This window comes from Kineococcus lubricus, from assembly GCF_050871965.1.
Taxonomy (GTDB): Bacteria; Actinomycetota; Actinomycetes; order Actinomycetales; family Kineococcaceae; genus Kineococcus.
On sequence record NZ_JBJLSK010000001.1, the window covers coordinates 17,851 to 40,662 of the forward strand.

Consider the following 22,812-nt stretch of genomic DNA (forward strand, 5'->3'; position numbering starts at 1 on the left):
CGTCCGGGCGCGTGCACTCCTACCGCCCCCGCGACGGCCACCGCCTCGCGCACGACCCGCTGAACTCCATCGTGGCCCCGCGCCCCATCGGCTGGGTGTCGACCGTGGCGGCCGACGGCACGCGGAACCTGGCGCCGTACAGCTTCTTCAACCTCTTCAACTACCGCCCGCCCGTCGTCGGGTTCTCCAGCACCGGTCACAAGGACAGCGTGCGCAACGCCGAGGCGACCGGGGAGTTCGTCTGGAACCTCGCGACCCGTTCCCTGGCCGCGCCGATGAACGAGACGTCGGCGCCGGTGGGGCCGGAGGTCGACGAGTTCGCCCTCGCCGGTCTGACCCCGGAACCCTCGACCCTCGTGCGGCCGCCGCGCGTGGCCCGGAGCCCCGTCGCCTTCGAGTGCCGGGTGACGCGCGTCCAGGAGCTCACCGACGTCGACGGGCGGGGCGTCGGCGCGTGGCTCGTGCTCGGTGAGGTCGTCCAGGTCCACCTCGACGAGTCCCTCGTCGTGGACGGCGTCTTCGACACCCTGGCCGCCGACCCGCTCCTGCGCGGGGGCGGGCCCGCCGACTACTTCACGATCAGCCCGGAGCAGCGGCTGCGGATGGCGCGACCGGACGCGCGGTAGGCCGGCCGCGGGAGCCGGTGAGCCCGTCAGCGGGCGACCCGGCTCCCCCGGGCGGCGCGGACGGCCACGTTCGGCGTGTGCGTCGGCAGCGTCGTGCGCGGGCCCCGGCGCGGCCGCGACGCCCCGGCCAGGACGAGCAGCTGCTGCACCCGGAACCGGTGCCCGCGGTAGCACTCGACGACCTCCGCGCAGCCGGCGTCGTCGAGGACCTCCCCCGTGAGGGCGTAGGAGACGTTCTTGGCGACGTGGTAGTCGCCGAAGCTGAACGCGTCGGCGTGGCCGTGGGCGCGCTGGCGGACCTCCGCGGACGTCCACACCCCGACGCCGGGCAGGGACCGCAGGGCCCGGTCGGCGTCGGCCTCGGTCAGGGTCAGGGTCCGTTCCAGCCCGGCGGCGCGGGGGGCGGCGAGGATCGTCACCTTGCGTCGGCGCAGCTCCACCCCGGCCTGCAGCCACTCCCAGGACGGGATCCGCGTCCACTGCTGCGGCGTCGGCGGCAGCAGCAGACCGGCCGGGCCGGGAGCGGGTTCGCCGAAGCGCCGCACGAGCCGGCGCCACGCGGCGAAGGCCTCGACGGCGGTGACGACCTGCTCGAGGGCCGAGGCGGACAGCGCCTCGAAGACGGCCCGGTTGCGGCCGACCCGCCAGTGCGGGTGGGCGCGCCAGGACTGCACGAGCACGGCGTGCTCGGGCCGGGGCGCGAAGTCGGCCCAGGTGTCGTCGGCGGCGCCGAGCAGGTCGGGCACCCCGTCCAGCGCCCAGGCCGCGCCGGGCCCCCACGCCTGGGCGTGCACCGAGGCGTCGGCCGGGCGGGCCCGCACCCGCAGGGTCACCGGGCCCAGGGGGGTGCGGGTGGCGCGCCACACCGACCCGTCCTCGTCCTGGCGGTAGGTGGGGTCGCCCGCGCCGCGGCGCAGCGGCCGCAGCATCGTGGTGACCGGGACGGGGCGGCCGGGGGCCCAGCGCAGCTCACCGTCGGGCCGGTCCGGGTCCCCTCCGCTCACGCGTCCACGGTAAGGGCGGGCACGGGCTGCTCGGGCCGGTTCGCCGGGCGGCGGGTGGCGAGGAAGGACCCGGCCAGGACGAGGGCGAACCCGGCGAGCGTGGCCGCGGTGATCCGCTCGCCGAGGACGACCGCGCCGGCGACGACCGCGACGACGGGGTTGACGTACACGATCGCGGTGGCCCGCACCGGGCCCAGCTCCCCGACGAGGGCGAACAGCAGCAGGAAGGCCCCGGCGGTGCAGACGACGGCGAGGGTGGCCACGGCGGCGAGCACCGGCCCCGAGGGCGCCGCGGTGGGCAGCCCGGGCCCCAGCAGCACGATGGGCACGTAGACGACCGCGGACAGGACGAGGCTGCCGAGCACGACGGCGGGGCCGGGCAGGTCGGACAGGTGCCGGACCAGCACGGCCGGGCCGACGGCGTAGCCGACGACGACGACGGCGAGCTCGGCGACCGCGCCGGCCTGCCCGGGTCCGAGGTCGAACCCGACGAGGGCGGCGACCCCGAGGGTGCCGAGCCCCAGCCCGGCCCACCCGGCGGCGCCGAGGCGTTCGGCGCGGCCGGCGAGGAGGGCGACGAGCACGCCGACGGCGGGGACGGCGCTGATGACGACGGCGGTCGTGGAGCTGTCGAGGTCCTGCTCGGCGCGGGCCAGGAACAGCCACGGGGCGACGATCTCGAAGCCGGTGTAGGCCGCCAGCGCCGGCCAGCGGCGCAGCAGGGCGGGCAGGGCGGCCCGGACGTCCGCGCGGGCCAGCGCGACCGGGGCGAGGACGAGGGCGGCCAGCGCGGTGCGGGCCAGGACCAGCGTGGAGGGCGGCAGTTCCTCCCCGGCGACCTTGATGAGCAGGTACGGGATGCCCCAGGCGAGGCCGAGGGCGGCGAAGAGCAGGGTGGCGCGGCGGGTCACCCGCCGATCGTGCCCGTTCCCCGACCCTTCAGTCCATCTAGAGTTCTCTCATGGCTCTCGACAGCGAGGACTTCACGATCGACCTGCGGCGGCTCCGCCTGCTGCGCGAGGTCGAGCGCCGCGGCACGGTCGCGGCCACCGCCACCGCGCTGCACCTGACGCCCTCGGCGGTCTCGCAGCAGCTGGCCGGGCTGGCCCGCGACCTGGGCGTCCCGCTGCTGGAGCGGCAGGGTCGCGGGGTGCGGCTGACGGGTCAGGCCCGGGTGCTGCTCTCCCACGCCGACGCCGTCGCGGCCCGGCTGGAGGAGGCGCGCGCGGACCTGCTCGCCTTCGACGCCGGGGTGGTCGGCGAGGTGCGGATCGGGACCCTGGCCAGCGGGGTGTTCGCCGTCGTCGCCCCCGCGCTGCGCCGGTTGCGGGCCGACCGGCCCGGGCTGCGGCTGCTGGTGCGCGAGCGCGAGCCCGTGGCGGCGATCGCGGGCCTGGACGGCGGTGAGCTCGACGTCGTCGTCACCGTCGACCACCCGGCGGGGCCGCGCCGCGACGACGCCCGCTACCACCGGGTCGACCTGCTGACCGACGTCCTGGACGTGCTGCTGCCGGCCGACCACCGGCTCGCCGGCCGGGAGGAGGTGGAGCTGGGCGAGCTGGCCCGCGAGGTCTGGGTGGCGTCGGCGACCGACGACGCCTGCGCCCAGATCACCCTCGGCGCCTGCGCGACGGCGGGTTTCGCCCCGGACGTGCGGCACCACACCGCCGAGTACGACGCCCTGGCCGCCCTGGTCGCGGCCGGGGCGGGGGTCGCGCTGGTCCCCCGGCTGGCGCACCCGTTGCGGCCCGGCGGGTTGCGGGTGGTCCCGCTGGCGGGCCGGGCCCCGGCGCGGTCGATCTACGCCGCGACCCGGGCCGGGCGCGGGACGGACGCGCCGACGGCCGCGGTGCTGGAGGAGTTCCGGCGGGTGGCGGCCGAGCGGCCCGACGGGACCTCTTGACCCGATTGCCGTGTAATCGTGTAATCGGAGCATGAGCGATGACGCCGACATCGCGGCCTGGCTGTCCGGCCGGTTGCCGCAGGACTGGTTCGAGGCCGCCCCCGCGGTCTCCGTCGACCGCGAGGAGATCGTGGTCACCGGGCGCCTGCCGCGCCCCGAGCCGACCGGGGCGGCGGCCCCGGACCGCCGCGCCGAGGCGGGCCGCGCCGCCCGCTTCCGCGAGGAGACCCGCCCGGCGCGGATGCGGATCGCCGACGAGGCCGAGGCCCTGTTCGGCCGCAAGCTGGCCTGGGGGGTGACGTGCGGGGAGACCGAGGAGCTGTTCACCAACCTCGCCACCCCCGTCATGACGCGGCTGCGCCAGCCCCAGCGGCAGGTCCTGGACACCCTCGTCGACGCCGGCGTGGCCCGGACCCGCTCCGAGGCCCTGGCCTGGTGCGTCCGCCTGGTCGGCCAGCACCAGCAGGAGTGGATCGGGCAGCTGCGGGAGGCGCTGGTCGCGGTGGAGCGGGCCCGGGCCGCGGGCCCGCTCTGACCCCTCAGCCCCCGAGGGGTTCGGCGCGGACCCCGAGGCCGGACAGGACGCCGGTCCCGTCCTCCACGGCGAGCAGCGCGAGCAGGACGTGGAGCGTGTCGACGTGGTCGGCGCCCAGGCGCCGGGCCTGGGTGAAGGTGGCCTCCAGCGCGGCGCGGGCGTGGGCGTCGAAGGGGATGAGCGCGGGGACGTCGTCGACGGCCGGGGGCAGGCAGGCGCGGGCGGTGCGCCGCACGTCCTCCAGGGACACCCCCTGGGCCGTCACCGCCCGCGCGGCGGCGTCCTCCTCGTCGGCCAGCAGGGCCAGCAGCAGGTGCGGGACGCCGATCGCGGCGTGCCGGCCGTCCCGGGCGACCTCCTGGGAGCCGACGACGACGGCCCGGGCGGCGTCGGTGAAGCGGCTGAAGCCCTGGCTGGGGTCCAGCGGCTCGGGGGCGCCGGGAGCGCCGTCGTCGCGGGTGACGAACCGCTTCTGCGCGGCCTGCCGGGTCACGCCCATGCTGGCGCCGATCTGGGTCCAGGAGGCGCCCGAGCGCCGGGCCTGGTCGACGAAGTGGCCGATGAGCGCGTCGGCCACCTCCCCGAGGTGGTCGCCGAGGACCACGGCGTCGCTGAGCCGGTCCAGCGGGGCGTCGTGGCGCCCGGCGACGGAGCGGATGAGGTCGTCGAGGCGGACGAGCTGGGTCGAGTCGGTCATGTGTCAACCGTAAGTTGACACGCCAGCAGTGTCAACCGACGGTTGACATCAGGTTCGCGCGTCCGGGGTGTCGATCCGGGGCGGGGCGGATCGTCCCAGGGGTGAGCGACGTTCACCCGACGTCGCCGCTGGACCTCCCAGGAAGGACGAGACGATGCGCTACACGCTCCTGCTCCACTACCCCGAGATGACCGAGGCCGAGCTGGGACCGGAGGGCGTCGAGCACGGCCAGCGGGCCTTCACCGCCTACGCCGGCGCCCTGGAGGCCGCCGGGGTCCTGCTGTCCGCCGAGGTCCTCCGCCCGTCCGGGAGCACCACCACGGTCAGCGCCGCCTCGGGGACCCTGACGGTCCAGGACGGCCCGTTCGCCGACACCAAGGTCCACCTCGGCGGCACGTTCGTCATCGACGTGCCCGACCTCGACGCCGCGCTGGAGTGGGCCAAGCAGGCCCCCCCGGTGCAGTGGGGGGCCGTCGAGGTCCGGCCCGGCGCCGTCCACTACCGCGACGGCGCCTGGCACGGCAACGGGTGAGGCCGCGGGCGCACAGCGCCGCCGAGCACGCCGCCGAGCACGCGGCCCGCACGTCCTACGGGCGGCTGGTCGCGGTGCTCGCGGCGGGCACCGGCGACCTCCAGCTCGCCCAGGACGCGCTGTCGACGGCCTTCGAGCGGGCCCTGGCGACCTGGCCGGAGCGCGGCGTCCCCCGCGACCCCGACGCCTGGCTGCTCACCGTCGCGCGCAACACCCAGCGCGACGTCTGGAGGTCCGCCGCGCACCGCACGCGCGCACCCCTCGACGACGCCCTCGACCTCGCCACGGAGGACCCGGTGCCCCGCGCGATCCCCGACGAGCGCCTGGAACTGCTCTTCGTCTGCGCCCACCCGGCGCTGGCCGAGAACGTCCGCACCCCCCTGGTGCTGAACGCCGTCCTGGGTTTCGAGGCCGCCGCGATCGCGGCCGCGTTCGCCGTGCCGGCCGCGACGATGGCGCAACGGCTGGTCCGGGCCAAGCGCAAGGTCCGCGACGCCCGGGTGCGGTTCGCGGTCCCGGACGCCGCCGAGCTCCCGCACCGGCTGCCCGCCGTCCTGGAAGCGGTCTACGGGACGCTCGTCCTGGGCTGGGTGGACGAGGCGCGCCACCTGTCCCGCACCCTGGCCGAACTCCTCGACGACCCCGAGGCGTGGGCGCTGGCCGCGCTCACCCACCTCAGCGGCCCCGGTCCGGGTCTGGACGTCGGAGAGGAGTTCCTGCGGCGCTCCGGCGGGGGCGGCCGGTTCCACCTCGAGGCCGCCATCGCCGCCGTCCACCACGCCGGGGCGCGCGACGGCGTGCGCGACGACGTGCGCGACGACGGGGCCCTGCTGACGCTCTACGCGGCGCTGAACACCGTCGCCCCCACCCTGGGTTCGCGGGTCGCCTTCGCCGCCGTCCTCGCCCGGGTCCACGGCCCCGCGACCGGCCTGGCCGAACTCGACCTGGTCGACGCCCCCGGGTTCCAGCCGTGGTGGGCCACCCGCGCCCACCTGCTCGCCGAACTGGGCGACCCGGGCGCCCGCGAGGCGTACGCCCGGGCACTGGCCCTCACCACCGACGAGGAGCAGCGCCGGTTCCTGGAACGGCGGCTCAACGGGTGACCGGGACCACCCCGTGCAGGTGGCACGCCGCCCGGTGCGCCCCCCGGGGGACCTCCTGGAGCGCGGGGTCCACGGTGGGGCAGGGGTCGAACGCCTGCGGGCAGCGCGTGCGGAACCGGCAGCCCGACGGCACCCGCGCGGCCGACGGCACGTCCCCGCTCAGCACGATCCGTTCCCGGGTGCGCTCGCGCGCCGGGTCCGGCACCGGCACCGCCGACAGCAGCGCCCGGGTGTACGGGTGCTGCGGGTTCGCGGTGAGCTCGGCCGCCGGGGCGACCTCCACGACCCGCCCCAGGTACATGACGGCGACCCGGTCGGACAGGTGCCGGACGGCGGCCAGGTCGTGCGAGACGAACAGCAGCGTCAGCCCCAGCTCGCGCTGCAACGACCGCAGCAGGTTCAGCACCTGCGCCTGGACGCTGACGTCGAGGGAGGCGATGGCCTCGTCGCACACCACGAAGTCGGGTTCGCCGGCCAGCGCCCGCGCGATCCCGGCCCGCTGCCGCTGACCGCCGGAGAACTCGTGCGGGTACCGGGAGGCGACCGAGGGGTCCAGCCCGACGAGTTCGAGCAGCTCGGCCACCCGCGCCGTCCGCGACCCGGCGCGCAACCCGTGGACCTGCAACGGCTCGGCGACCGTCTGCCCGATCGTCATCCGCGGGTCCAGGCTCGCGTACGGGTCCTGGAACACCATCACCGCGCGCCGCCGCAACGCCCGCAGCGCCCGCGCCGACATGCCGGTGACGTCGGCGCCGTCGAACTCCACCGTGCCGCCGGTGGGTTCCACCAGCCGCAGCAGCGCGTTGCCCAGCGTCGACTTCCCGCAGCCGGACTCCCCCACCAGCCCCAGCGTCTCCCCGCGCAGCACGTCGAGGTCGACACCGTCGACGGCCCGCACGGCCCCGGCCCGCTTGCGGCGCAACCCCTGCGCGCGGACCGGGAAGTGGACCCGCAGGTCGCGGGCCCGCACCAGCACGTCGTTCACCGGGCGCCCTCCGCGTAGAACGTCGCGGCGCGGTGCGTCCCGCCCACGGGCACCAGCGGCGGCTGCTCGGTGGCGCACCGCGGGTTCCCCCGGACGGGGCAGCGCGGGTGGAACACGCACCCCGGCGGCAGGTCCGTCGGCGGCGGCGGCGTCCCCGCGATCGCCACCAGGTCGGCGCCGGGCTCGGCCAGCGACGGCAGCGACCCCAGCAGCCCCCGCGTGTACGGGTGGGCCGGGGCGTCGAACACCTCGTCCACCGAACCGTCCTCGACGCAGCGGCCGCCATACATGACCAGGACCCGGTCGGCGATGCCGGCGACGACCCCGAGGTCGTGGGTGATCCACACGACCCCGGTGCCGTGCTCGTCCTGCAACCGCGCGACGAGGTCGAGGATCTGCGCCTGCACGGTGACGTCGAGCGCGGTCGTGGCCTCGTCGGCGATGAGCAGCTTCGGCGACCCGGCCAGCGCGATGGCGATGACGACGCGCTGGCGCATCCCGCCGGACAGCTCGTGCGGGTGCTTCGCCAGCACCCCGCGCGGGTCGGGCAGCCCGACGTCGGCGAGCAGTTCGGCGGCCCGTTCCCGCGCCGCCGCCTTCGACCCGACCGCGCGGTGCGCGAGCAGGCCCTCGGTGAGCTGCCGCCCGATCGTCAGGACGGGGTTCAGCGACGTCATGGGGTCCTGGAACACCATGCCGATCCCGTTGCCACGCACCGACCGCAGTTCGGCCTCCGACATCGCCACGAGGTCGCGGCCGTCGAACCGCGCGGTCCCGCTGACGCGGGCGTGCCCGGGCAGCAACCCCAGCAGCGCCAGGGCGGACACGCTCTTGCCGCTGCCGGACTCCCCCACGACGGCGACGGTCTGCCCGGCCGCGACCGAGTAGTCGAGCCCGTTGACGATGTGCGCGGTCCCCCGCGCGGTGTCCATCGACACCCGCAGGTCGCTGACCTCCAGCACGTTCACCGCTTCCTCCCCCGTCCGGCCGGGTTCCGCTTCCCCGCCTGCAACGCGCTGCGCTGCTGCGGGTCCAGCACGTCGCGCAGGCCGTCGCCGAGCAGGTTGAACGCCAGGACGAGCAGGACGATCGCCAGGCCGGGGAACACCGCGATCCACCAGGCGAGGTCGATGTAGCCGCGCCCCTCCGACAGCATCCGCCCCCAACTGGGGTCCGGCGGCTGCGTCCCCAGCCCCACGAACGACAGCGCCGCCTCGGCCAGCACGGCGAACGCCAGGCTCACCGAGGTCTGCACGATGATCGGCGGCGCCGCGTTCGGCAGGACGTGCCGGAACAGCAGCCGCCGGTTCGAGGCGCCGATGGAGCGCGACGCCCGGACGTACACGGTCTCGCGCACCCCCAGGACGGCCGAGCGGGTGACGCGGGCGAACACCGGCGTGTACGTGACGCCGATCGCGATCATCGCGTTGGTGGTGCCCGGCCCGAGGATCGCGATGACCGCGATCGCCAGCAGCATCGCCGGGAACGCGAACAGCACGTCCATGCACCGCATGAGGACCGTGTCGACCCAGCGGCCGTAGAACCCGGCGAACAACCCGACGAGGACCCCGGCCACCAGGGAGAAACCCACCGCGACCGCGCCGACCTGCAACGACACCTTCGCGCCCAGCACCACGCGGGACAGGACGTCGCGGCCGAGGTCGTCGGTGCCGAACCAGTGCCCGGGACCGGGGGCTTGCAACCGGGCCTGCACGTCGACCTCGTTGGCCCCGGTGGGGGCGAGCTGGTCGTCGAGCAGCGCGACGAGGACCACGACGACCAGCACGACCGCGCCGAACAGCGCCGGCGGCGACCCCAGCAGCAGCCTCAGCCCGTCGAGGAACCCGTTGCTGCGCGGGCGCACCGACACGCCCTGCGCCCCCACGGCCGGGGCGCTCACGAGCCGATCCTCGGGTCGAGCTTGGAGTACAGCAGGTCCACCACCAGGTTCAGGACGAGGAACACGACCGCGAACAGCAGCACCGCCCCCTGCAGGACGGGGTAGTCCCGCGCCTGCACCGACTGCAGGGCCAGCTGCCCCAGCCCCGGCCAGGCGAAGACGATCTCGACGACGACGACCCCGGACAGCAGGTACGCCAGCTGCACCCCCGTCACCGTCACCAGCGGCAGCAGCGCGTTGCGCAGCACGTGCCAGTTCAGCACCGCCCGCGGGCCGAGCCCCTTGGCCCGCGCGGTGCGGACGTGCTCGGCCGACAGCGCCTCCAGGACGCTGGAGCGGGTGAAGCGGGTCAGGACGCTGCCGGAGACGAGCCCGGTCGTGACGGCGGGCAGCACCAGGGACCGCGCCCAGCCCACCGGGTCCTCGCCGAACGGGACGTACCCGCTGGCCGGGAACCAGCCGAGGGTCCCGGCGAAGACGAGGATGAGCATGATGCCCATCCAGAACTCCGGGACGGAGATCCCGATCTGGGACAGGACCGTCCCGGCGCCGTCGAGGAACGAGCGGGGCCGCAGCGCCGACGCGGTGCCCAGCGGCACCGCGATGAGCAGCGCCACCACGATCGAGGCCGCGGCCAGCGACGCCGTCGCGGGCAGCCGTTCCACGATGAGCACCGTCACCGGGTCCCCCGAGCGGAAGCTCACCCCCAGGTCACCGGTGACCGCGTTCCCGATCCAGGAGAAGAACTGCGCGACGACGGGCTGGTCGAGACCGGCGCGCTCGCGCAGCGCGTCGTACGTCGCCTGGTCGAACCGGGTCCCCAGCGCCAGCCGGATCGGGTCCCCCGGGACCAGGTGCACCAGCGTGAACGTCGCGACGGCGACCCCGAGCAGGACGACGACGGCCTGCAGGGTGCGGCGCACCGCCACGCCCGTCACGACGGCAGCGCCAGGGTGTCGAAGTTCACCGCCTTGTCGGCCCGCACGTCGTACCCCGTGATGCCCGGCTTCCAGGCCTGCACGGCGTCGGGGTTGTACAGGTACAGGTACGAGACGTCGTCGACGATCTGCTTGGCCGCCTGGTCGTACAGGGACTTGCGGGTGGCCTGGTCGGCCTCCACGGCGGCGCGGTCCAGCAGGTCGTCGGTGACGGGGCTGGAGTACTTCTGGTAGTTGTTCGGGCCGCCGGTGCGGTGCTGCTCCTCGTAGAAGTCCGCCGGGTCGACGTTCCCCAGCCAGCCCAGCATGAACGCGTCGAAGTCCCCGCGGCCCTGCCGGTCCAGCCACGTCGCGAAGTCCTCGGTCTGGATCTCGACCTGCACGCCGATCGGTTCGAGCTGGCTGGCGATGACCTGCGCGGCCGTGACCGTCTCGGGGTACTCGGAGGTGACCATGAGGCCCATCGTGATCGGGGTGGTGACCCCGGCCTGCTGGAGCAACTGCTTCGCCTGGTCGACGTCGGTCTCGAAGGGCGCGTACTCGTAGTACCACTCGCTGTCCTCGGGGATCGCCGTCTGGTTCACCCGGGCGGTGTCGAACCGCGCGGCCTCGGTGATGGCCTCGCGGTCCAGGGCGAAGGCGACGGCCCGCCGGACCTCGACCCGGTCGAACGGCGCCTTCGCGCAGTTCATCGCCAGGTACCAGTAGTCGACGCTGGCGACCTTGCCGAGCTCGACGGCGTCGTCGTCCTCCAGCGCGGCGACCCGCTGCGCGGGGACGTTGTCGGTCCACTGCACCTGGTCGGTCGTCAGCCCGGTCAGGGCGGCCGCGGGTTCGGTGATGAACTGGAACGTCACCCCCTCCAGCGCGGCCGGCTCCCCCCAGTGCTCGTCGTACCGGGCCAGGGAGATCTCGCTGGCCGAGGACCCCTGCAGCGAGAACGGGCCCGTCCCCACGGCCTGCGTGGCCAGGGTGGACTCGTCGACGCCCTCGGGCAGGATCGCCATGCCCTTGAACCCGCCGAGGCGGGACAGCAGGTTCGGCGTCGGCTTCGACAGCGTCAGGACGACGTGCGTGTCGTCGGGGGCGCTGACGTCGGTGACGGTGGCGAACTTCGCGGAGTTCGCGAGCTGCTGGTCGATGATGCGCCGGTAGGAGAACACGACGTCCGCCGCCGTGAAGGGCTTGCCGTCGTGGAACGTGACGCCCTCGGCGAGGGTGAACGTCCAGGTGAGGCCGTCGGGGCTGGTCTCCCAGGCCGTCGCCAGCGAGGGCTGCATCGACAGGTCGTCGGCCGACGGCACGACGAGGGTGTCGTAGACGTTCTCCAGCACCTGGAAGCTGGCGTAGGCCGTCGTCTTGTGCGGGTCGAGCTGGTCGGGCCGGGCGCTGATCGCGGCCACGAAGGCCCCGCCCCCGCCGGCCGAGCCCTCGTCCCCGGTGCCGGTGTCGACCCCCTCCCCGGCGCTGCACCCGGCCGCCGCGACGAGCGGGGAGGCGGCGAGGGACGTGAGGACAGCTCTGCGGCGCATGGTCGATCAGCTCCGGTCGGTCGAGGGTCGAGGACGCGTGCCGACGGCTCACCCTGCCGAGAACCGCCCGGGTGCGCCATCCCAACCGGCGGCGCGTCGCCCTTCGTGACCACTTCGACACCTGCCGTCCCCCGACCGCGGCGATCGAGGACACACGTGTCCTTGATCGCCGAGGTCGCAGCGGGGGCGGTGCGTCAGCGGGCGCGGCGGACCTCGGCGCGGTGCCCGGCCAGGGCGGCGAACGCCAGCAGCAGGTCCGAGACCGTCAGCAGCACCCGGGACCCGAGCACGACGACCGCCGCCGCCCCCGACCCGGTCGCGAGCGCCACGACCGCGCCCAGGACGAGTTCGCGGGCCCCGGCCCCCGCCGGGGCCAGGACCACCAGGAACCCCACCACCCACGCCACGGCGTACCCGCCGACGGCCAGCGCCAGGGTCGAGCCCGTCGACCAGTCCGAGCCGACGGCGCGGGTGAGCACGAAGACCTGCAGCCCCACGGCCACCCACGACGCCATCGCCCAGCCCGCCGAGGCGAGCAGCCCGGCGACGGTGACGCGGTGCTCGAGGGGTTCCTGCCGGGCCAGCCGCAGCAGCACCCGCAGCAGCGGGTTGAGGACCTGCGGCACCAGCAGCACGAGCAGCAGCGGCGCGAGCCAGCGCAGCCAGCTCGTCCACTCCCAGCCGGTGATCCGCTGGCCCTGCAGGGCGACCGGCAGGACCCCGGTGACCAGCAGCCCGGCGGTCGTCATGGACACCAGCAGCGCCACGGCCAGCGCCGACCCCGTCCGGCGGCGCGGGACGCCGTGGTCCTTGGCGAGCTCGGCCTGCGCGACGAACTGGAAGACCGTGCCGGGGATGTACCGGCCGAGCTGGCCGACGAAGAACACCCGCGCCGCCGCGCCCGCCGGCAGCGGCGAGCCGAGATCGGCGAGGACGGCCCGCCACGACGCCCCGGACAGCGCCACGTTGGCCAGGGACAGCAGCAGCGCGAGCAGCACCGACCCCGCGTCGAGCCGGGACCAGGCGTCCGCGATGGCGGCGCGGTCGCGGACGACGTAGGCGACGGCCAGCGCGAGGGCCAGCAGCAGGAACCCCGCCCGCAGGACGGGTGAGCGCAGGACGCCGAGGAGCCGGGAGAGCACTCAGCGCCGCACGAACGTCAGCAGGACGAACGTGTAGTCCAGCCCGGTCCGCTTCCAGTGCACCGGCCGCTCGGGGTGGGCCAGCACCTCGTCGGTGAGCTCGCCGACGAGGTCGAGGCCGACGCGGGCGGCCAGCGCGACGAGGTCGCGCAGGTCGGCGGGCGAGAAGATCCGCACCGGGGCGCCGTAGGCGGTGACGCCCGTCGTGTCCGGCGGGTCCTGGTCGTAGTCGGTGGACAGCGCCAGCACCCCGCCGGGGCGCAGGACCCGGGCGGTCTCGGTGAGGAACCCCGCGATCGGCACCCCGTGCTCGATGACCGACATGCAGGTCACGGCGTCCAGCGAGCCGTCGGGCAGGCCGGTGTCGGTGACGTCCCCGCGGCGGAACTCGACGCCGTCGCGGTGGACCGTGGAGCCGAACTCCAGGTTGATGCCGGCCAGCGAGCCCTTCTCGCGGCCCAGGCCGTACAGCCGCAGCCACGGCAGGACCGGGGAGTACCGCGCGGACCCGGCGTCCAGGACGCGGGCGGTGCGCGACCCGTCGTCGGCCAGGGTCAGGACGGCGGCGACGGCGCCGAGGGCGTCCCAGTTCTTCGGGGAGTCCGGGTGCGCGGGCAGCCGCAGCCGCGCGGTCTGCGCGACGGCGTCGGCGACCTCGGCGGCGTCGTGCAGGACCCCGGTGCGCGGCACCCCGGACGGGACCGGGCGGGCCTGCGGCGCCGCCCCCAGCCGCCGTCGCGCGAGCTGCTCACCGGCGCGGCGCTGCACGCCGACCCGGGCCCACAGGGCGTGCTCGGCCCCGCGCTTGGCCACGGCCAGCAGCCGGCCCCCGGGCGGGGCGGCGGCCGTCCCCCCGCGCGCGGCCTCGTCGACCGCGGCGAGGTAGGCGTCCCACGGACCCTCCAGGTCGGGCGCTTCGACGTTGTCCCGCAACGCCTTCAGCCCGCCGTCGGCGAGGCTGAGGATGGCCCGGGCCAGGTCGGCGGAACTGCCCGGCTCGACGAGGAGCCCGTCGACGCCGTCGCGGACCTGCGCCGGGAACGACCCGACCCGCGTGGCCAGCACCGGCAGCCCGTGGGCGAAGGCGAGGACGGCGTTCTGGGAGGCCGTGCCGGACCGGTACGGCAGGACGACCGCGTCGTGGGCGGCCATGAGCCCGGGGATCGCCGCGGCCGGGACGTACCCCTCGCGCAGGTCCACGTGGCCGCGCATCCCGGGGGCGGAGGCGAGCTCGCGGACGCGGCGGCCCGCCGCCCCCCACAGCTCACCGGCGATGGTCAGGCGGGCGTCGAAACCGCGCTGGTGGACCTCGGCGAGGGCCTCCAGCAGCAGGTCCAGGCCCTTGTACTCGCGGACGACGCCGAGGCTGAGCAGCCGGACCCCGCCGTCGCGCGGGACCCGGGAACCCGGTTCGCCCTCCAGGCGGGGACCGCCGGGCAGGTGCGGGGGCAGGTCGGCCTGCACGACGCGGCGGGCGCCGTGCGCGTGGGCCAGCGCGGCCTGGCCGTCGGAGTGCACGACGACCCCGTCGACGGCGGCGAACAACCGGTTCACGAGCAGCTCGTCACCGGGGTTCGGCTCGTGGGGCAGGACGTTGTGCGCGACGACGACCGTGCGGGCCCCCGAACCGGCCGAGCGCATCGCGGCCAGGACGGTCAGCAGCGCCGGGACCTGCAGGGGCACGACGTGGGCGAGGACGACGAGGTCGGCCTGCGCGATGCGGCGGCCGGTGCGCCACCACGACGCCGGGGAGGCCCACGACAGCGGCCGCACGGTCGGGGTGAACTCGGGGACCTCGGGGGCGGGGTCGGGGAGCTGCACCTCCCCCGGGTACAGCAGCTCGGGGTACAGCCTGTGCCAGGAGACGAGCTTCACCTCGGCGCCGGGGTCCTGGGCCAGGTGGCGGGCCAGCTCGGTCGTGTGGACCGCGATCCCGCCCTTGCTGGGGTGCGCCGGGCCCAGCACCACGACCCTGCGTCGGGTCACGCGCTGTCCCGCGAACGCACCACGAGGTCGGCCAGCAGGGCGACGGCGCCCACCAGCAACCCGGAGACCAGCAGCAGCACGGTGTTCGCCGGGAAGTAGAACGGGTGGCGCACCATGTCGACGACCCCCTTGAGGAAACCGACGCCGAACAGCCCCAGCGCCAGCGGCATGAGGACCCGCAGCGGCTCGAAGTACATGATCATCCGCAGCACCTGGAGGATGTACCGGTAGGCGTCCTTGGTGAAGTGGAACTTCGACTTCCCCGCGCGCTTGGCGTAGGTCGTCGGCACGTACTTGATGTCGTGCTGGTTGCACAGGAACGACAGCGTGATCGTCGTGACGCAGGAGAACCCCGCGGGCAGCAGCCGCAGGTACGGCAGCGACACCGACTTGCGGAACGCGCGCAGCCCGGAGTTCAGGTCCGGGATGCGCTGGCGGGCCAGGACCTCCGCGACCTTGCGGATCACGAACTTCGCCGGGACCCGCAGCGCCTTGTGCGAGCCCTCCTCGGTCGTGCGGGCGCCGACGACCTGGTCGTAGGAGTCGTCCTCCAGCAGCACCCGCACCAGCTCGGGGATGCGCTCGTTCTCGTACGACATGTCCGCGTCGGTCCACACGACGATCTCGCCGCGGGCCATCTGGGTGCCGATGCGGCGGACCGTGCCGGACCCGCCGTTGCGGCGGAACCCCACGACCCGCAGGTGCGGGTAGTCGGCCTCGACCGAGCGCAGCACCGCCAGGGTGTCGTCGGTGGAGCAGTCGTCGATGGCGAGCAGCTCGTACGGCATGCCGTCGTCGTCCATCACCTTCGTGATGCGCTGGATCTCCAGCAGGACGTGCGCTTCCTCGTTGTAGCAGGGCAGCACGATCGTGGCGACGGGGGCTGGTCCGCTCAGGGGCTGGACCTCATCTTCGACAGGCATGGCGCGCTGAGCTTACCCACCGGCGGGGTCGGTCCCGGGAGCGAACGCGACCGGGCAGCATGGCGCCATGAGCGAGCCGGGCCCCGACCCCAGCCCCGTCACCGATCCCGCCACGCAGCGTGCCCGGTCGTTCGGGTCCGTGGCCGACGTGTACGAGCGGGCCCGCCCCGGCTACCCCGACGAGGCCCTGGACTGGCTGCTGCCGCCCGGGGCGCGGCGCGTCCTGGACCTGGGCGCGGGGACGGGCAAGCTCACGCGGTCCCTGCTCACCCGCGGCCTCGACGTCGTCGCCGTGGAACCGTCCGCCGGGATGCGCGCGCAGTTCGCGCGGGTGCTGCCCGGCGTCGAGGTCCTCGACGGGACCGGCGAGTCCGTCCCGCTGCCCGACGGCAGCGTCGACGCCGTGCTGATGGCGCAGGCCTGGCACTGGGTGGACCCCGACACCGCCTCCCCCGAGGTCGCCCGCGTCCTGCGCCCCGGCGGCCGCCTCGGCCTGCTGTGGAACGTCCGCGACGCCGGCGTCGACTGGATCGCCCACCTGGACCGACTGCTGCCCGGCCCCGGCGAGGAGCAGCTCGGCAGCCTCGCCCCGCGCGTCGGCCCGCCCTTCGGGCCCGTCGAGCGCTACGACGTGCGCTGGTCGGACCCGGTGACCGTGGAGTCGCTGCTGGACCTGACCCGCTCGCGCAGCTGGGTGATCGCGCTCGACGACGGGCGCCGCGAGGAGGTGCTCGCCGACGTGCGCGCCCAGGCGCTGGCGCGGCTGGAGGCGACCGGCTCGCTGACGCTGGAGTACGTGACGCGCTGCTCGCGCGCCACCCTCCCCGCCTGACCCGCCGCCTCCCTCCCCCTCCCCCTCCCCGCGATCAAGGACACCCGGGCGGCGATCAAGGACAGCCGACCCCGCCCGACTCCCCCGGTCCTCGATCGCCGCGGCTGTGTCCTTGATCGCCGGGGGCGTGTCCTTGATCGCCGGGGGCGTGTCCTTGATCGCCGCGGGGTGGGGTCAGGGGGCGGCGGGGGCCGGCCCGGTCACGACCCGCACGTCGATGCGCTGCGCGCCGTCCGGGCGCTCCTCCAGGACCCGCTCGTCCTCGGTCGTCCGCAGCAGCACGACCGTCCGCGGGTCGGCGACCCCGAGCCGGGTGAGCACGTCGACGGGGTCGGTGTCGCCGCCGGCGGCGACGAGGACGGGGTTGCCGCCGGCGTCGCGGACCCGCTGCGCCGCCCGGTCGACGGCCGAGCGCAGCGCGGCCCAGTACTCCGGCGTCCCGGCCCGGCCCTGCGCGGTGGGCACGACGACCGAGGCCGCGGGGACGCCGCAGCTGCCGCGCAGGACCTGCGGCCACTCGTTGCGCGAGCGGGGGTCGACGGCCAGCGCCACGTCACCGGGCGCGAAGCTCGCGCACACCCGCGCGACGGCGGCGGGCTGGCCGACCTCGGTGCGCTGCGCCGCCACCGGCAGCGTCCCCACGACGGCGGGGCCGACGAGCAGCACGACGGCCAGCGCGACCCGCAGGCCGGTGAGGCGGTGCGCGGCGTAGCGGTCCACGACCCAGCGGCACGCCGCGACGGCCAGGACCACGACGGCGGGCAGCACGACGACGACGAACCGGCGGTCGGCCCACGGGTGGTCGGGGGTGATGCCGGGGCGGTACAGCGTCAGCAGGGTCGCGCCGAGCGCGACGACGTACGGCGCCGTCCACGACGGCAGCGGGCTGTGCCCCTGGACGCCGCGGACCAGCCGCGGCAGCAGCGCGACGGCCGCCGCCCCGGCCAGCAGCACCACCGGCCAGCCCAGGTACCAGGCGATCCAGTCGATCGAGTGCTCGGCGTAGGTGCGGCCGCCGTCGACGGTGAGCCCCTGCGCCAGCTGCAGCCCGGCGACGAGCCGGCTGCCGGGGTCCTGCGGGTCCTGCCGGACGACGAGCCACAACGGCCGGCTGCCGAGCGCGAGCAGCACGACGGCCAGCGCGCCGGCCAGGACCACCGGGAGCCGTTCGGAGACCAGCCAGCGGCGCCGGGCCAGGACCCCGGCGCGCGCGAGCCGGGCCACGACGACGCTGAGCCCGGACAGCAGCAGCAGGCCGGCGACCAGCGGCAGCAGGGACCCGGCGATGGTCCCCAGGTAGGGGCGGGAGGTGGCCAGCGCGGCGAGGACGGCGAGGGCGGAGCTGAGGGCGGTGGCGGTGAGCAGGGCGCGGGCGCCGGGGTGGCGGACGACGAGCAGGACGGCCAGGACGGGCACCAGGACGGCGACCTCGCGCAGGAAGTCGATGCGGACGAACCCGCAGGCGCCGACGAGCAGACCGGCGCCGCCGCCCAGGCGGGCGGCGGTGCGCCCGGTGGCGGGGACGAGCGCGACGAGCAGCGAGGCGGCGCCCACGAGGACGAGCAGCGCGGGCGGCTCGGAGTAGGTGGAGCGGTTGGCGTGCAGGACGGGCTGGGCGATCGCGAAGGCCGCGGCGGCCGCCGGCGCCCACCGGGGCCCGACGAGGCGGGCGGTCAGTCCGGCGACGGCGAGGACGCCGAAGCCGCCGAGGACCGCGGGCACGAGGAACACCCCGGTCCAGCCGCCGGCCCAGTCCCCCAGGGAGTACAGGGCCGGGGCGCCGAGCAGGAACTGGGGCACGACGTGGTCGCCGACCTCGTAGAAGGCGGGCGAGGCGAGGGTGAGGTTCGGGTCGGCGAGGGCGGCGGCCCCGCCGAGGGCGGCCGGGGAGGCGTCGACGGGCAGGCCGTGGTGGGTGGCGAGGTGGTGGGCGTAGTTGGCCAGCGACCCGGCGTCGCGGCGCAGGACGACGTGCTCGGCTCGGGTGAGGGCGGCCCACAGGCCCGCGGCGAGCGCGATCGCGGCGCTGCCGGCGGCGGGCCACCAGCCGGTGGCGACGACGGGGGTCCCCCAGGCGAGCCGGCCGGCGAGGGCGGCGACGACGACGCTGACGGGGACGGCCACGGCCGGGGTCCACAGGTCGAGGAGCACGAGCGGGACGGCGACCGCGGTGACGGCGGCGACCGCGGCGGCCAGGACCACGGGGACCCGCGTCAGAAGTGCCCCTGCGGCGGACGTCCCGGTGCTGCTCACGCCGGGAGAACCTACAGTGACGCCGTGCTCCCCGTGTTGCGTCGGCTGCTGGACGACGACCCCACCGCCCCTCGCCTCACCTGGTACGCGGGCGACTACGCGAGCAGCGGTGAGCGGGTGGAACTGTCGGCGCGGGTGCTGGCGACGTGGGTGTCGAAGACGGCGAACCTGCTGGAGGAGGAGTTCGAGGTGGGTCCGGGGTCGGTCGTGGCGATCGACCTGCCGACGCACTGGCGGACCCCGGTGTTCCAGCTGGCGGCGTGGTCGACGGGGGCCGTGGTGCGCCCGGGCGCGGACCGGTCCGCGGACGTGCTGGTCTCGAGCTCGGTGGAGGCGTTGGAGCGCAACGGTTCCGTGGAGCGGATCGCGGTGTCGCTGGCTCCGCTGGCGGTGGGCTTCGGGGCGCCGCTGCCGGCGGGCGTCCTGGACTACGCGCGGGTCGTCACCGGGTACGGCGACACCTACTCCCCCCTGCAGACCCCCGGCCCGGAGGACCCGGCGCTGGAACTGCCGGACGGTTCGGCGCTGTCGCACGCCGCCCTGCCGGGCGCGGCGGCGCAGGCCGGGGAGGGCTGGCCGGTGGGGGTGCGGTTGCTCACCGACGTCGCCCCGGCCGACGTGGTGCGGGGGCCGCTGGCCGCGTGGGCGCGGACGGGTTCGGTCGTGGTGACCCCCGACGTGGCGCTGCTGCCCGAACGCGTCGTCGCCGCCGAGCGCACCACCGCGGTCCTCACCGCGTAGTGCGCCGCGCCGCGCACGTCCTGGTCCTGCTGGCCGCCACGGTCGTCGCGACGGGGTTCCTGGACCGGCTGGGGCTGCCGTCCCCGGCGTTGTTCGCGGGGCTGGCGGCCGGTCTGGTCGACGCGCTGGTGAGCCGGCGCGCGGTGGTGCTGCCGGCGCGGGCGGGCACGGCGGGGCAGGCGGTCGTCGGGGTCACCATCGGCACGCTCGTGCAGCTGTCGACGCTGTCGGCGCTGGGTGAGCACTGGCTGCCGGTGCTGGCCGTCACGGTCGGGACGCTGGCGCTGAGCCTGGGGACGGGCTGGCTGCTGGGCCGGCGCCGGGACGTGGACGCGGTCACGGGGGCGTTCGCGCTGGTCGCGGGCGGCGCCAGCGGGCTGGTCGTCATCGCGCGCCAGCTCGGGGCGGACGAGCGGGTCGTGGCGGTCGTGCAGTACGTGCGGGTGCTGCTGGTGGTGCTGTCGCTGCCGGTGGTCCTGAACGTGGTCTTCGACGTGCGGGCCGCCGGGGCGGTGGGGGCGGCGGGCCCGGCGGACGAGTGGCCCGCCGGGATCGCGCTGGTCGTGGTGTGCGGGCTGGCCGGGCCGTGGCTGGGCCGGCGGGCGCACCTGCCCGCGCACACGCTGCTGGGGCCGCTGCTGCTGGCCGCGCTGGCCTCGCTGACGGGGCTGACGGGCGGGGCGGGGGTCCCCGGCCCGGTCCAGCAGGTCGCCTACGCCCTCATCGGGCTGCAGATCGGGTTGCGGTTCACCCGGTCCAGCCTGGTGACGGTGGCGCGGGTGCTGCCGGCGGCGCTGGGGCTGATCGTGGTGGGGGTCCTGGGCAGCGCCGCCCTGGGGGTGGCGCTGTCGCGGGCGACGGGGCTGCCGCTGCTGGACACCTACCTGGCGACGACGCCGGGCGGGTTGTACGCGGTCCTGGCCGCGGCCGTGGGCGCGGGGGCGGACGCGACGTTCGTGCTGTCCGTGCAGGTGCTGCGGCTGCTCGTGATGCTGCTGGCCGCGCCGGTGCTGGCGAAGGCGTTGTCCCGGGGCCGCTGAGCGCCACCTGTAGGGTCCGGGCAGGGGGGATCGACGATGACCGTGCACGGGATCAGCGTGACCGTCTTCGTCGTGCTCGCCGTCGCGGGTTTCGCCCTGTGCCTGCTCTCGTTCGTCGTCGACGGGTTGTTCGAGGCGCTCGACCTGGACGTCGCCGGGGGTTTCCTGTCCCTGACGTCGCTGTCGGGCGGGATCGCGCTGTTCGGCCTGGCGGCCACCCTGGCGCAACTCTCCTTCGGCTGGACGACGCTGCAGTCCAGCGGTTTCGGCGCCGCGGTCGGGGTCGCGACGATGGCCGGCGTCGGGGCCCTGGTGCGCACGCTGCGCCGGGCCGAACCCGAGGTGCACGAGAGCATCGTGGGCGCGCGCGGGTACGTGACGACCCCCGCGGCGAACCCGGGTTCCTTCGGCGAGGTGAACCTTCGCCTGCACGGCACGACGGTCAAGCGCAGCGCCGTGAGCGACGTCGCCCTGACGCTGGGCGCCGCGGTCGAGGTCGTCGCGGAGGTCTCCGCGACCGCCGTCCGGGTGAGACCGCTGGCCGGACCCCCGGCCGAACCCCTGCACTGAGTTCCCCACCGCCCCACCAAGGAGAGGACCGCCCGTGACGTTCCTGACGCCTGCCGTCATCCTCATCGCCGCCGCCGTGGTCGTCGTGCTGCTGCTGGCCGTCGCCGTCGTGCGCCGCTACCGCATCGCGGGCCCCAGCGAGGCGTTCATCATCACCGGGAAGAAGGGCCAGCCGGTCACGAACCCCGAGACCGGGCAGGTCTCCACGGACCTGTCCGGCCAGAAGGTCGTCATGGGCGGGGGCATCTTCGTCCTGCCGTTCGTGCAGCAGGCGTACACGCTGTCGCTGGCCTCGCGGCGGATCTCGGTGCAGATCCGCGGGGCGGTGTCCGCCAAGGGCATCCGGCTGAACCTCGACGGTGTCGCGATCATCAAGGTCGGCGGCACCGAGGACTCGGTGCGCGCTGCGGCGCAGCGCTTCCTGCACCAGCAGGACGAGATCGAGTCGTTCACCCAGGAGGTGCTGGCCGGATCGCTGCGCTCCATCGTCGGCACCCTGACGGTCGACGAGATCATCCGCGACCGCGCCGCGTTCGCCTCCCGGGTCGCCGAGGAGGCCGAGACGTCGCTGACGAACCAGGGCCTGGTGCTGGACACGTTCCAGATCCAGGACGTCTCCGACGACGTGAACTACCTGCGGGACCTGGGCCGGCCCGAGGCCGCGATCGCCGCGCAGAACGCCGCGATCGCCGAGGCGAACTCGCAGCAGGAGTCCCAGCAGGCCGAGGCCCGGGCCCAGGAGAAGATCTCCGCCGCCCAGCGCGACCTGTCGCTGCGGCAGGCCGAGTTCAAGGCCGAGACCGACACCGCGCAGGCCCGCGCCGCGGCCGCCGGTGTCCTGGCCAAGGCCGCCCGCGACCAGGAGGTGCTCCTGGAGCAGGAACGCGTCGCCGAGCGCCAGGCCGCGCTGACCGAGCGTCAGCTCGACACCGAGGTCCGCAAGCCGGCCGACGCGCGCCGGTACGACGCCGAGCAGCAGGCGCAGGCCCGGCGGAACTCGGAGATCTTCGAGGCGGAGGCGAAGAAGGCGTCCGACATCGCCAACGCCGAGGCCGACGCCCGCCGCGTGGAGCTGTCCGCGACGGCGGAGGCGAACCGCATGAAGCTCGCCGCCGAGGCCGACGCCCAGCGGGTGCGGCTGGCCGGTCAGGCCGAGCTGGACCGCCGGACCGCGCTGGCGACGGCGACCAAGCTGGAGGGCGAGGCCGAGGCCGCCGCCACCCGGGCCCGCGGTGAGGCCGAGGCCGAGACGATGCGGCTGCGCGCCGAGGCGTTCGAGCAGTACGGCGAGGCCGCGGTCGCGCAGATGGTCGTCGACGTCCTGCCCCGGGTGGCGCACGAGCTCGCCGCGCCGATGTCGGCGATCGGCGACCTCACGGTCATCTCCACCGACGGCGCCTCGCAGCTGTCGCGGCAGGTCGGCACGAACCTCACCGAGACCCTGGAGATCGTGAAGCGGACGACGGGGCTGGACGTGCAGGAGCTGCTGAAGAACCTCACCGGCCGGGCCCCCGCCCCCACCTCGCCCTCCCGGCTCGTGGACGCATCGGACCAGTAGGTCCGGCTCCAG

Annotated in this window: 22 protein-coding genes; 10 read left to right on the forward strand and 12 right to left on the reverse strand. The window is 75.6% G+C overall.

What is annotated here, in order from left to right; genetic code table 11:
* Positions 1-11 precede the first annotated feature (11 nt).
* On the forward strand, positions 12-626 hold the full coding sequence (locus ACRYRX_RS00105; protein WP_432509740.1) for a flavin reductase family protein: 615 nt from the start codon (positions 12-14) through the stop codon (positions 624-626).
* A gap of 26 nt (positions 627-652) precedes the next feature.
* On the opposite strand, the gene ACRYRX_RS00110 is transcribed toward ACRYRX_RS00105, so the two are convergent.
* Both ACRYRX_RS00110 and ACRYRX_RS00115 read right to left on the reverse strand, forming a co-directional pair.
* Entirely contained in the window at positions 653-1,630 is a 978-nt protein-coding gene (locus ACRYRX_RS00110; protein WP_432509741.1) for a DNA-3-methyladenine glycosylase family protein, read from the reverse strand.
* Entirely contained in the window at positions 1,627-2,541 is a 915-nt protein-coding gene (locus tag ACRYRX_RS00115; RefSeq protein WP_432509742.1) for a DMT family transporter, read from the reverse strand. The genes ACRYRX_RS00110 and ACRYRX_RS00115 overlap by 4 nt, the downstream gene beginning before the upstream one ends.
* 50 nt (positions 2,542-2,591) lie before the next feature.
* On the opposite strand from ACRYRX_RS00115, the gene ACRYRX_RS00120 reads away from it, so the two are divergent.
* The gene (locus tag ACRYRX_RS00120) at positions 2,592-3,533 is read left to right on the forward strand and encodes a LysR family transcriptional regulator (RefSeq protein WP_432509743.1); all 942 of its coding nucleotides are present in this window, start codon (positions 2,592-2,594) and stop codon (positions 3,531-3,533) included.
* A 31-nt stretch (positions 3,534-3,564) separates the two neighbouring features.
* Positions 3,565-4,068, forward strand: a complete 504-nt coding sequence (locus ACRYRX_RS00125; protein ID WP_432509744.1) for a hypothetical protein — start codon at positions 3,565-3,567, stop codon at positions 4,066-4,068.
* Positions 4,069-4,072: 4 nt separating this feature from the next.
* On the opposite strand, the gene ACRYRX_RS00130 is transcribed toward ACRYRX_RS00125, so the two are convergent.
* Positions 4,073-4,765, reverse strand: a complete 693-nt coding sequence (locus tag ACRYRX_RS00130; protein ID WP_432509745.1) for a Clp protease N-terminal domain-containing protein — start codon at positions 4,763-4,765, stop codon at positions 4,073-4,075.
* Positions 4,766-4,919: 154 nt separating this feature from the next.
* On the opposite strand from ACRYRX_RS00130, the gene ACRYRX_RS00135 reads away from it, so the two are divergent.
* Positions 4,920-5,297, forward strand: coding sequence for a YciI family protein (locus ACRYRX_RS00135; RefSeq protein ID WP_432509746.1), 378 nt, complete (start codon positions 4,920-4,922; stop codon positions 5,295-5,297).
* Entirely contained in the window at positions 5,294-6,400 is a 1,107-nt protein-coding gene (locus ACRYRX_RS00140; protein ID WP_432509747.1) for an RNA polymerase sigma factor, read from the forward strand. Before ACRYRX_RS00135 ends, ACRYRX_RS00140 begins: the two co-directional genes overlap by 4 nt.
* On the opposite strand, the gene ACRYRX_RS00145 is transcribed toward ACRYRX_RS00140, so the two are convergent.
* From ACRYRX_RS00145 to ACRYRX_RS00180, 8 genes are all read right to left on the reverse strand, one after another.
* Positions 6,390-7,385 (reverse strand): ABC transporter ATP-binding protein, encoded by a 996-nt coding sequence (locus tag ACRYRX_RS00145; protein WP_432509748.1) that lies wholly within the window; start codon positions 7,383-7,385, stop codon positions 6,390-6,392. The two genes, ACRYRX_RS00140 and ACRYRX_RS00145, sit on opposite strands and share 11 nt — an antisense overlap.
* The gene (locus tag ACRYRX_RS00150) at positions 7,382-8,317 is read right to left on the reverse strand and encodes an ABC transporter ATP-binding protein (protein ID WP_432509962.1); all 936 of its coding nucleotides are present in this window, start codon (positions 8,315-8,317) and stop codon (positions 7,382-7,384) included. Before ACRYRX_RS00150 ends, ACRYRX_RS00145 begins: the two co-directional genes overlap by 4 nt.
* Before the next feature lie 32 nt (positions 8,318-8,349).
* Positions 8,350-9,249: an ABC transporter permease gene (locus ACRYRX_RS00155; RefSeq protein ID WP_432509963.1), complete on the reverse strand. Its 900-nt coding sequence runs from the start codon at positions 9,247-9,249 to the stop codon at positions 8,350-8,352.
* Positions 9,250-9,281: 32 nt separating this feature from the next.
* Positions 9,282-10,223: an ABC transporter permease gene (locus tag ACRYRX_RS00160; protein ID WP_432509749.1), complete on the reverse strand. Its 942-nt coding sequence runs from the start codon at positions 10,221-10,223 to the stop codon at positions 9,282-9,284.
* Positions 10,220-11,755 (reverse strand): ABC transporter substrate-binding protein, encoded by a 1,536-nt coding sequence (locus tag ACRYRX_RS00165; RefSeq protein WP_432509750.1) that lies wholly within the window; start codon positions 11,753-11,755, stop codon positions 10,220-10,222. Before ACRYRX_RS00165 ends, ACRYRX_RS00160 begins: the two co-directional genes overlap by 4 nt.
* Positions 11,756-11,949: 194 nt before the next feature.
* Complete coding sequence (locus tag ACRYRX_RS00170) at positions 11,950-12,897, reverse strand: lysylphosphatidylglycerol synthase domain-containing protein (RefSeq protein ID WP_432509751.1); 948 nt, start codon at positions 12,895-12,897, stop codon at positions 11,950-11,952.
* Positions 12,898-14,883 carry a glycosyltransferase gene (locus ACRYRX_RS00175; RefSeq protein ID WP_432509752.1) on the reverse strand — a complete coding sequence of 662 codons (1,986 nt, stop codon included), beginning with the start codon at positions 14,881-14,883 and terminating at the stop codon, positions 12,898-12,900.
* A complete protein-coding gene (locus ACRYRX_RS00180) occupies positions 14,880-15,806 on the reverse strand; it encodes a glycosyltransferase family 2 protein (RefSeq protein WP_432509753.1) in 927 nt (308 codons plus the stop codon). Before ACRYRX_RS00180 ends, ACRYRX_RS00175 begins: the two co-directional genes overlap by 4 nt.
* A 67-nt stretch (positions 15,807-15,873) precedes the next feature.
* On the opposite strand from ACRYRX_RS00180, the gene ACRYRX_RS00185 reads away from it, so the two are divergent.
* Positions 15,874-16,638, forward strand: coding sequence for a class I SAM-dependent methyltransferase (locus tag ACRYRX_RS00185; RefSeq protein ID WP_432509754.1), 765 nt, complete (start codon positions 15,874-15,876; stop codon positions 16,636-16,638).
* Positions 16,639-16,812: 174 nt separating this feature from the next.
* Here the strand turns inward: ACRYRX_RS00185 and ACRYRX_RS00190 are convergent, their stop codons facing one another.
* The gene (locus ACRYRX_RS00190) at positions 16,813-18,891 is read right to left on the reverse strand and encodes a hypothetical protein (protein ID WP_432509755.1); all 2,079 of its coding nucleotides are present in this window, start codon (positions 18,889-18,891) and stop codon (positions 16,813-16,815) included.
* Between the two features lie 24 nt (positions 18,892-18,915).
* Between ACRYRX_RS00190 and ACRYRX_RS00195 the strand changes: the two genes are divergently transcribed.
* The 4 genes from ACRYRX_RS00195 to ACRYRX_RS00210 are packed head-to-tail and all read left to right on the forward strand — an operon-like array spanning position 18,916 to position 22,800.
* Entirely contained in the window at positions 18,916-19,632 is a 717-nt protein-coding gene (locus ACRYRX_RS00195) for a TIGR03089 family protein (protein ID WP_432509756.1), read from the forward strand.
* Positions 19,632-20,672: an AbrB family transcriptional regulator gene (locus ACRYRX_RS00200; RefSeq protein WP_432509757.1), complete on the forward strand. Its 1,041-nt coding sequence runs from the start codon at positions 19,632-19,634 to the stop codon at positions 20,670-20,672. The genes ACRYRX_RS00195 and ACRYRX_RS00200 overlap by 1 nt, the downstream gene beginning before the upstream one ends.
* Before the next feature lie 36 nt (positions 20,673-20,708).
* Complete coding sequence (locus ACRYRX_RS00205; RefSeq protein ID WP_432509758.1) at positions 20,709-21,242, forward strand: hypothetical protein; 534 nt, start codon at positions 20,709-20,711, stop codon at positions 21,240-21,242.
* 43 nt (positions 21,243-21,285) lie between these two features.
* On the forward strand, positions 21,286-22,800 hold the full coding sequence (locus ACRYRX_RS00210) for a flotillin family protein (RefSeq protein WP_432509964.1): 1,515 nt from the start codon (positions 21,286-21,288) through the stop codon (positions 22,798-22,800).
* Positions 22,801-22,812: the final 12 nt, after the last annotated feature.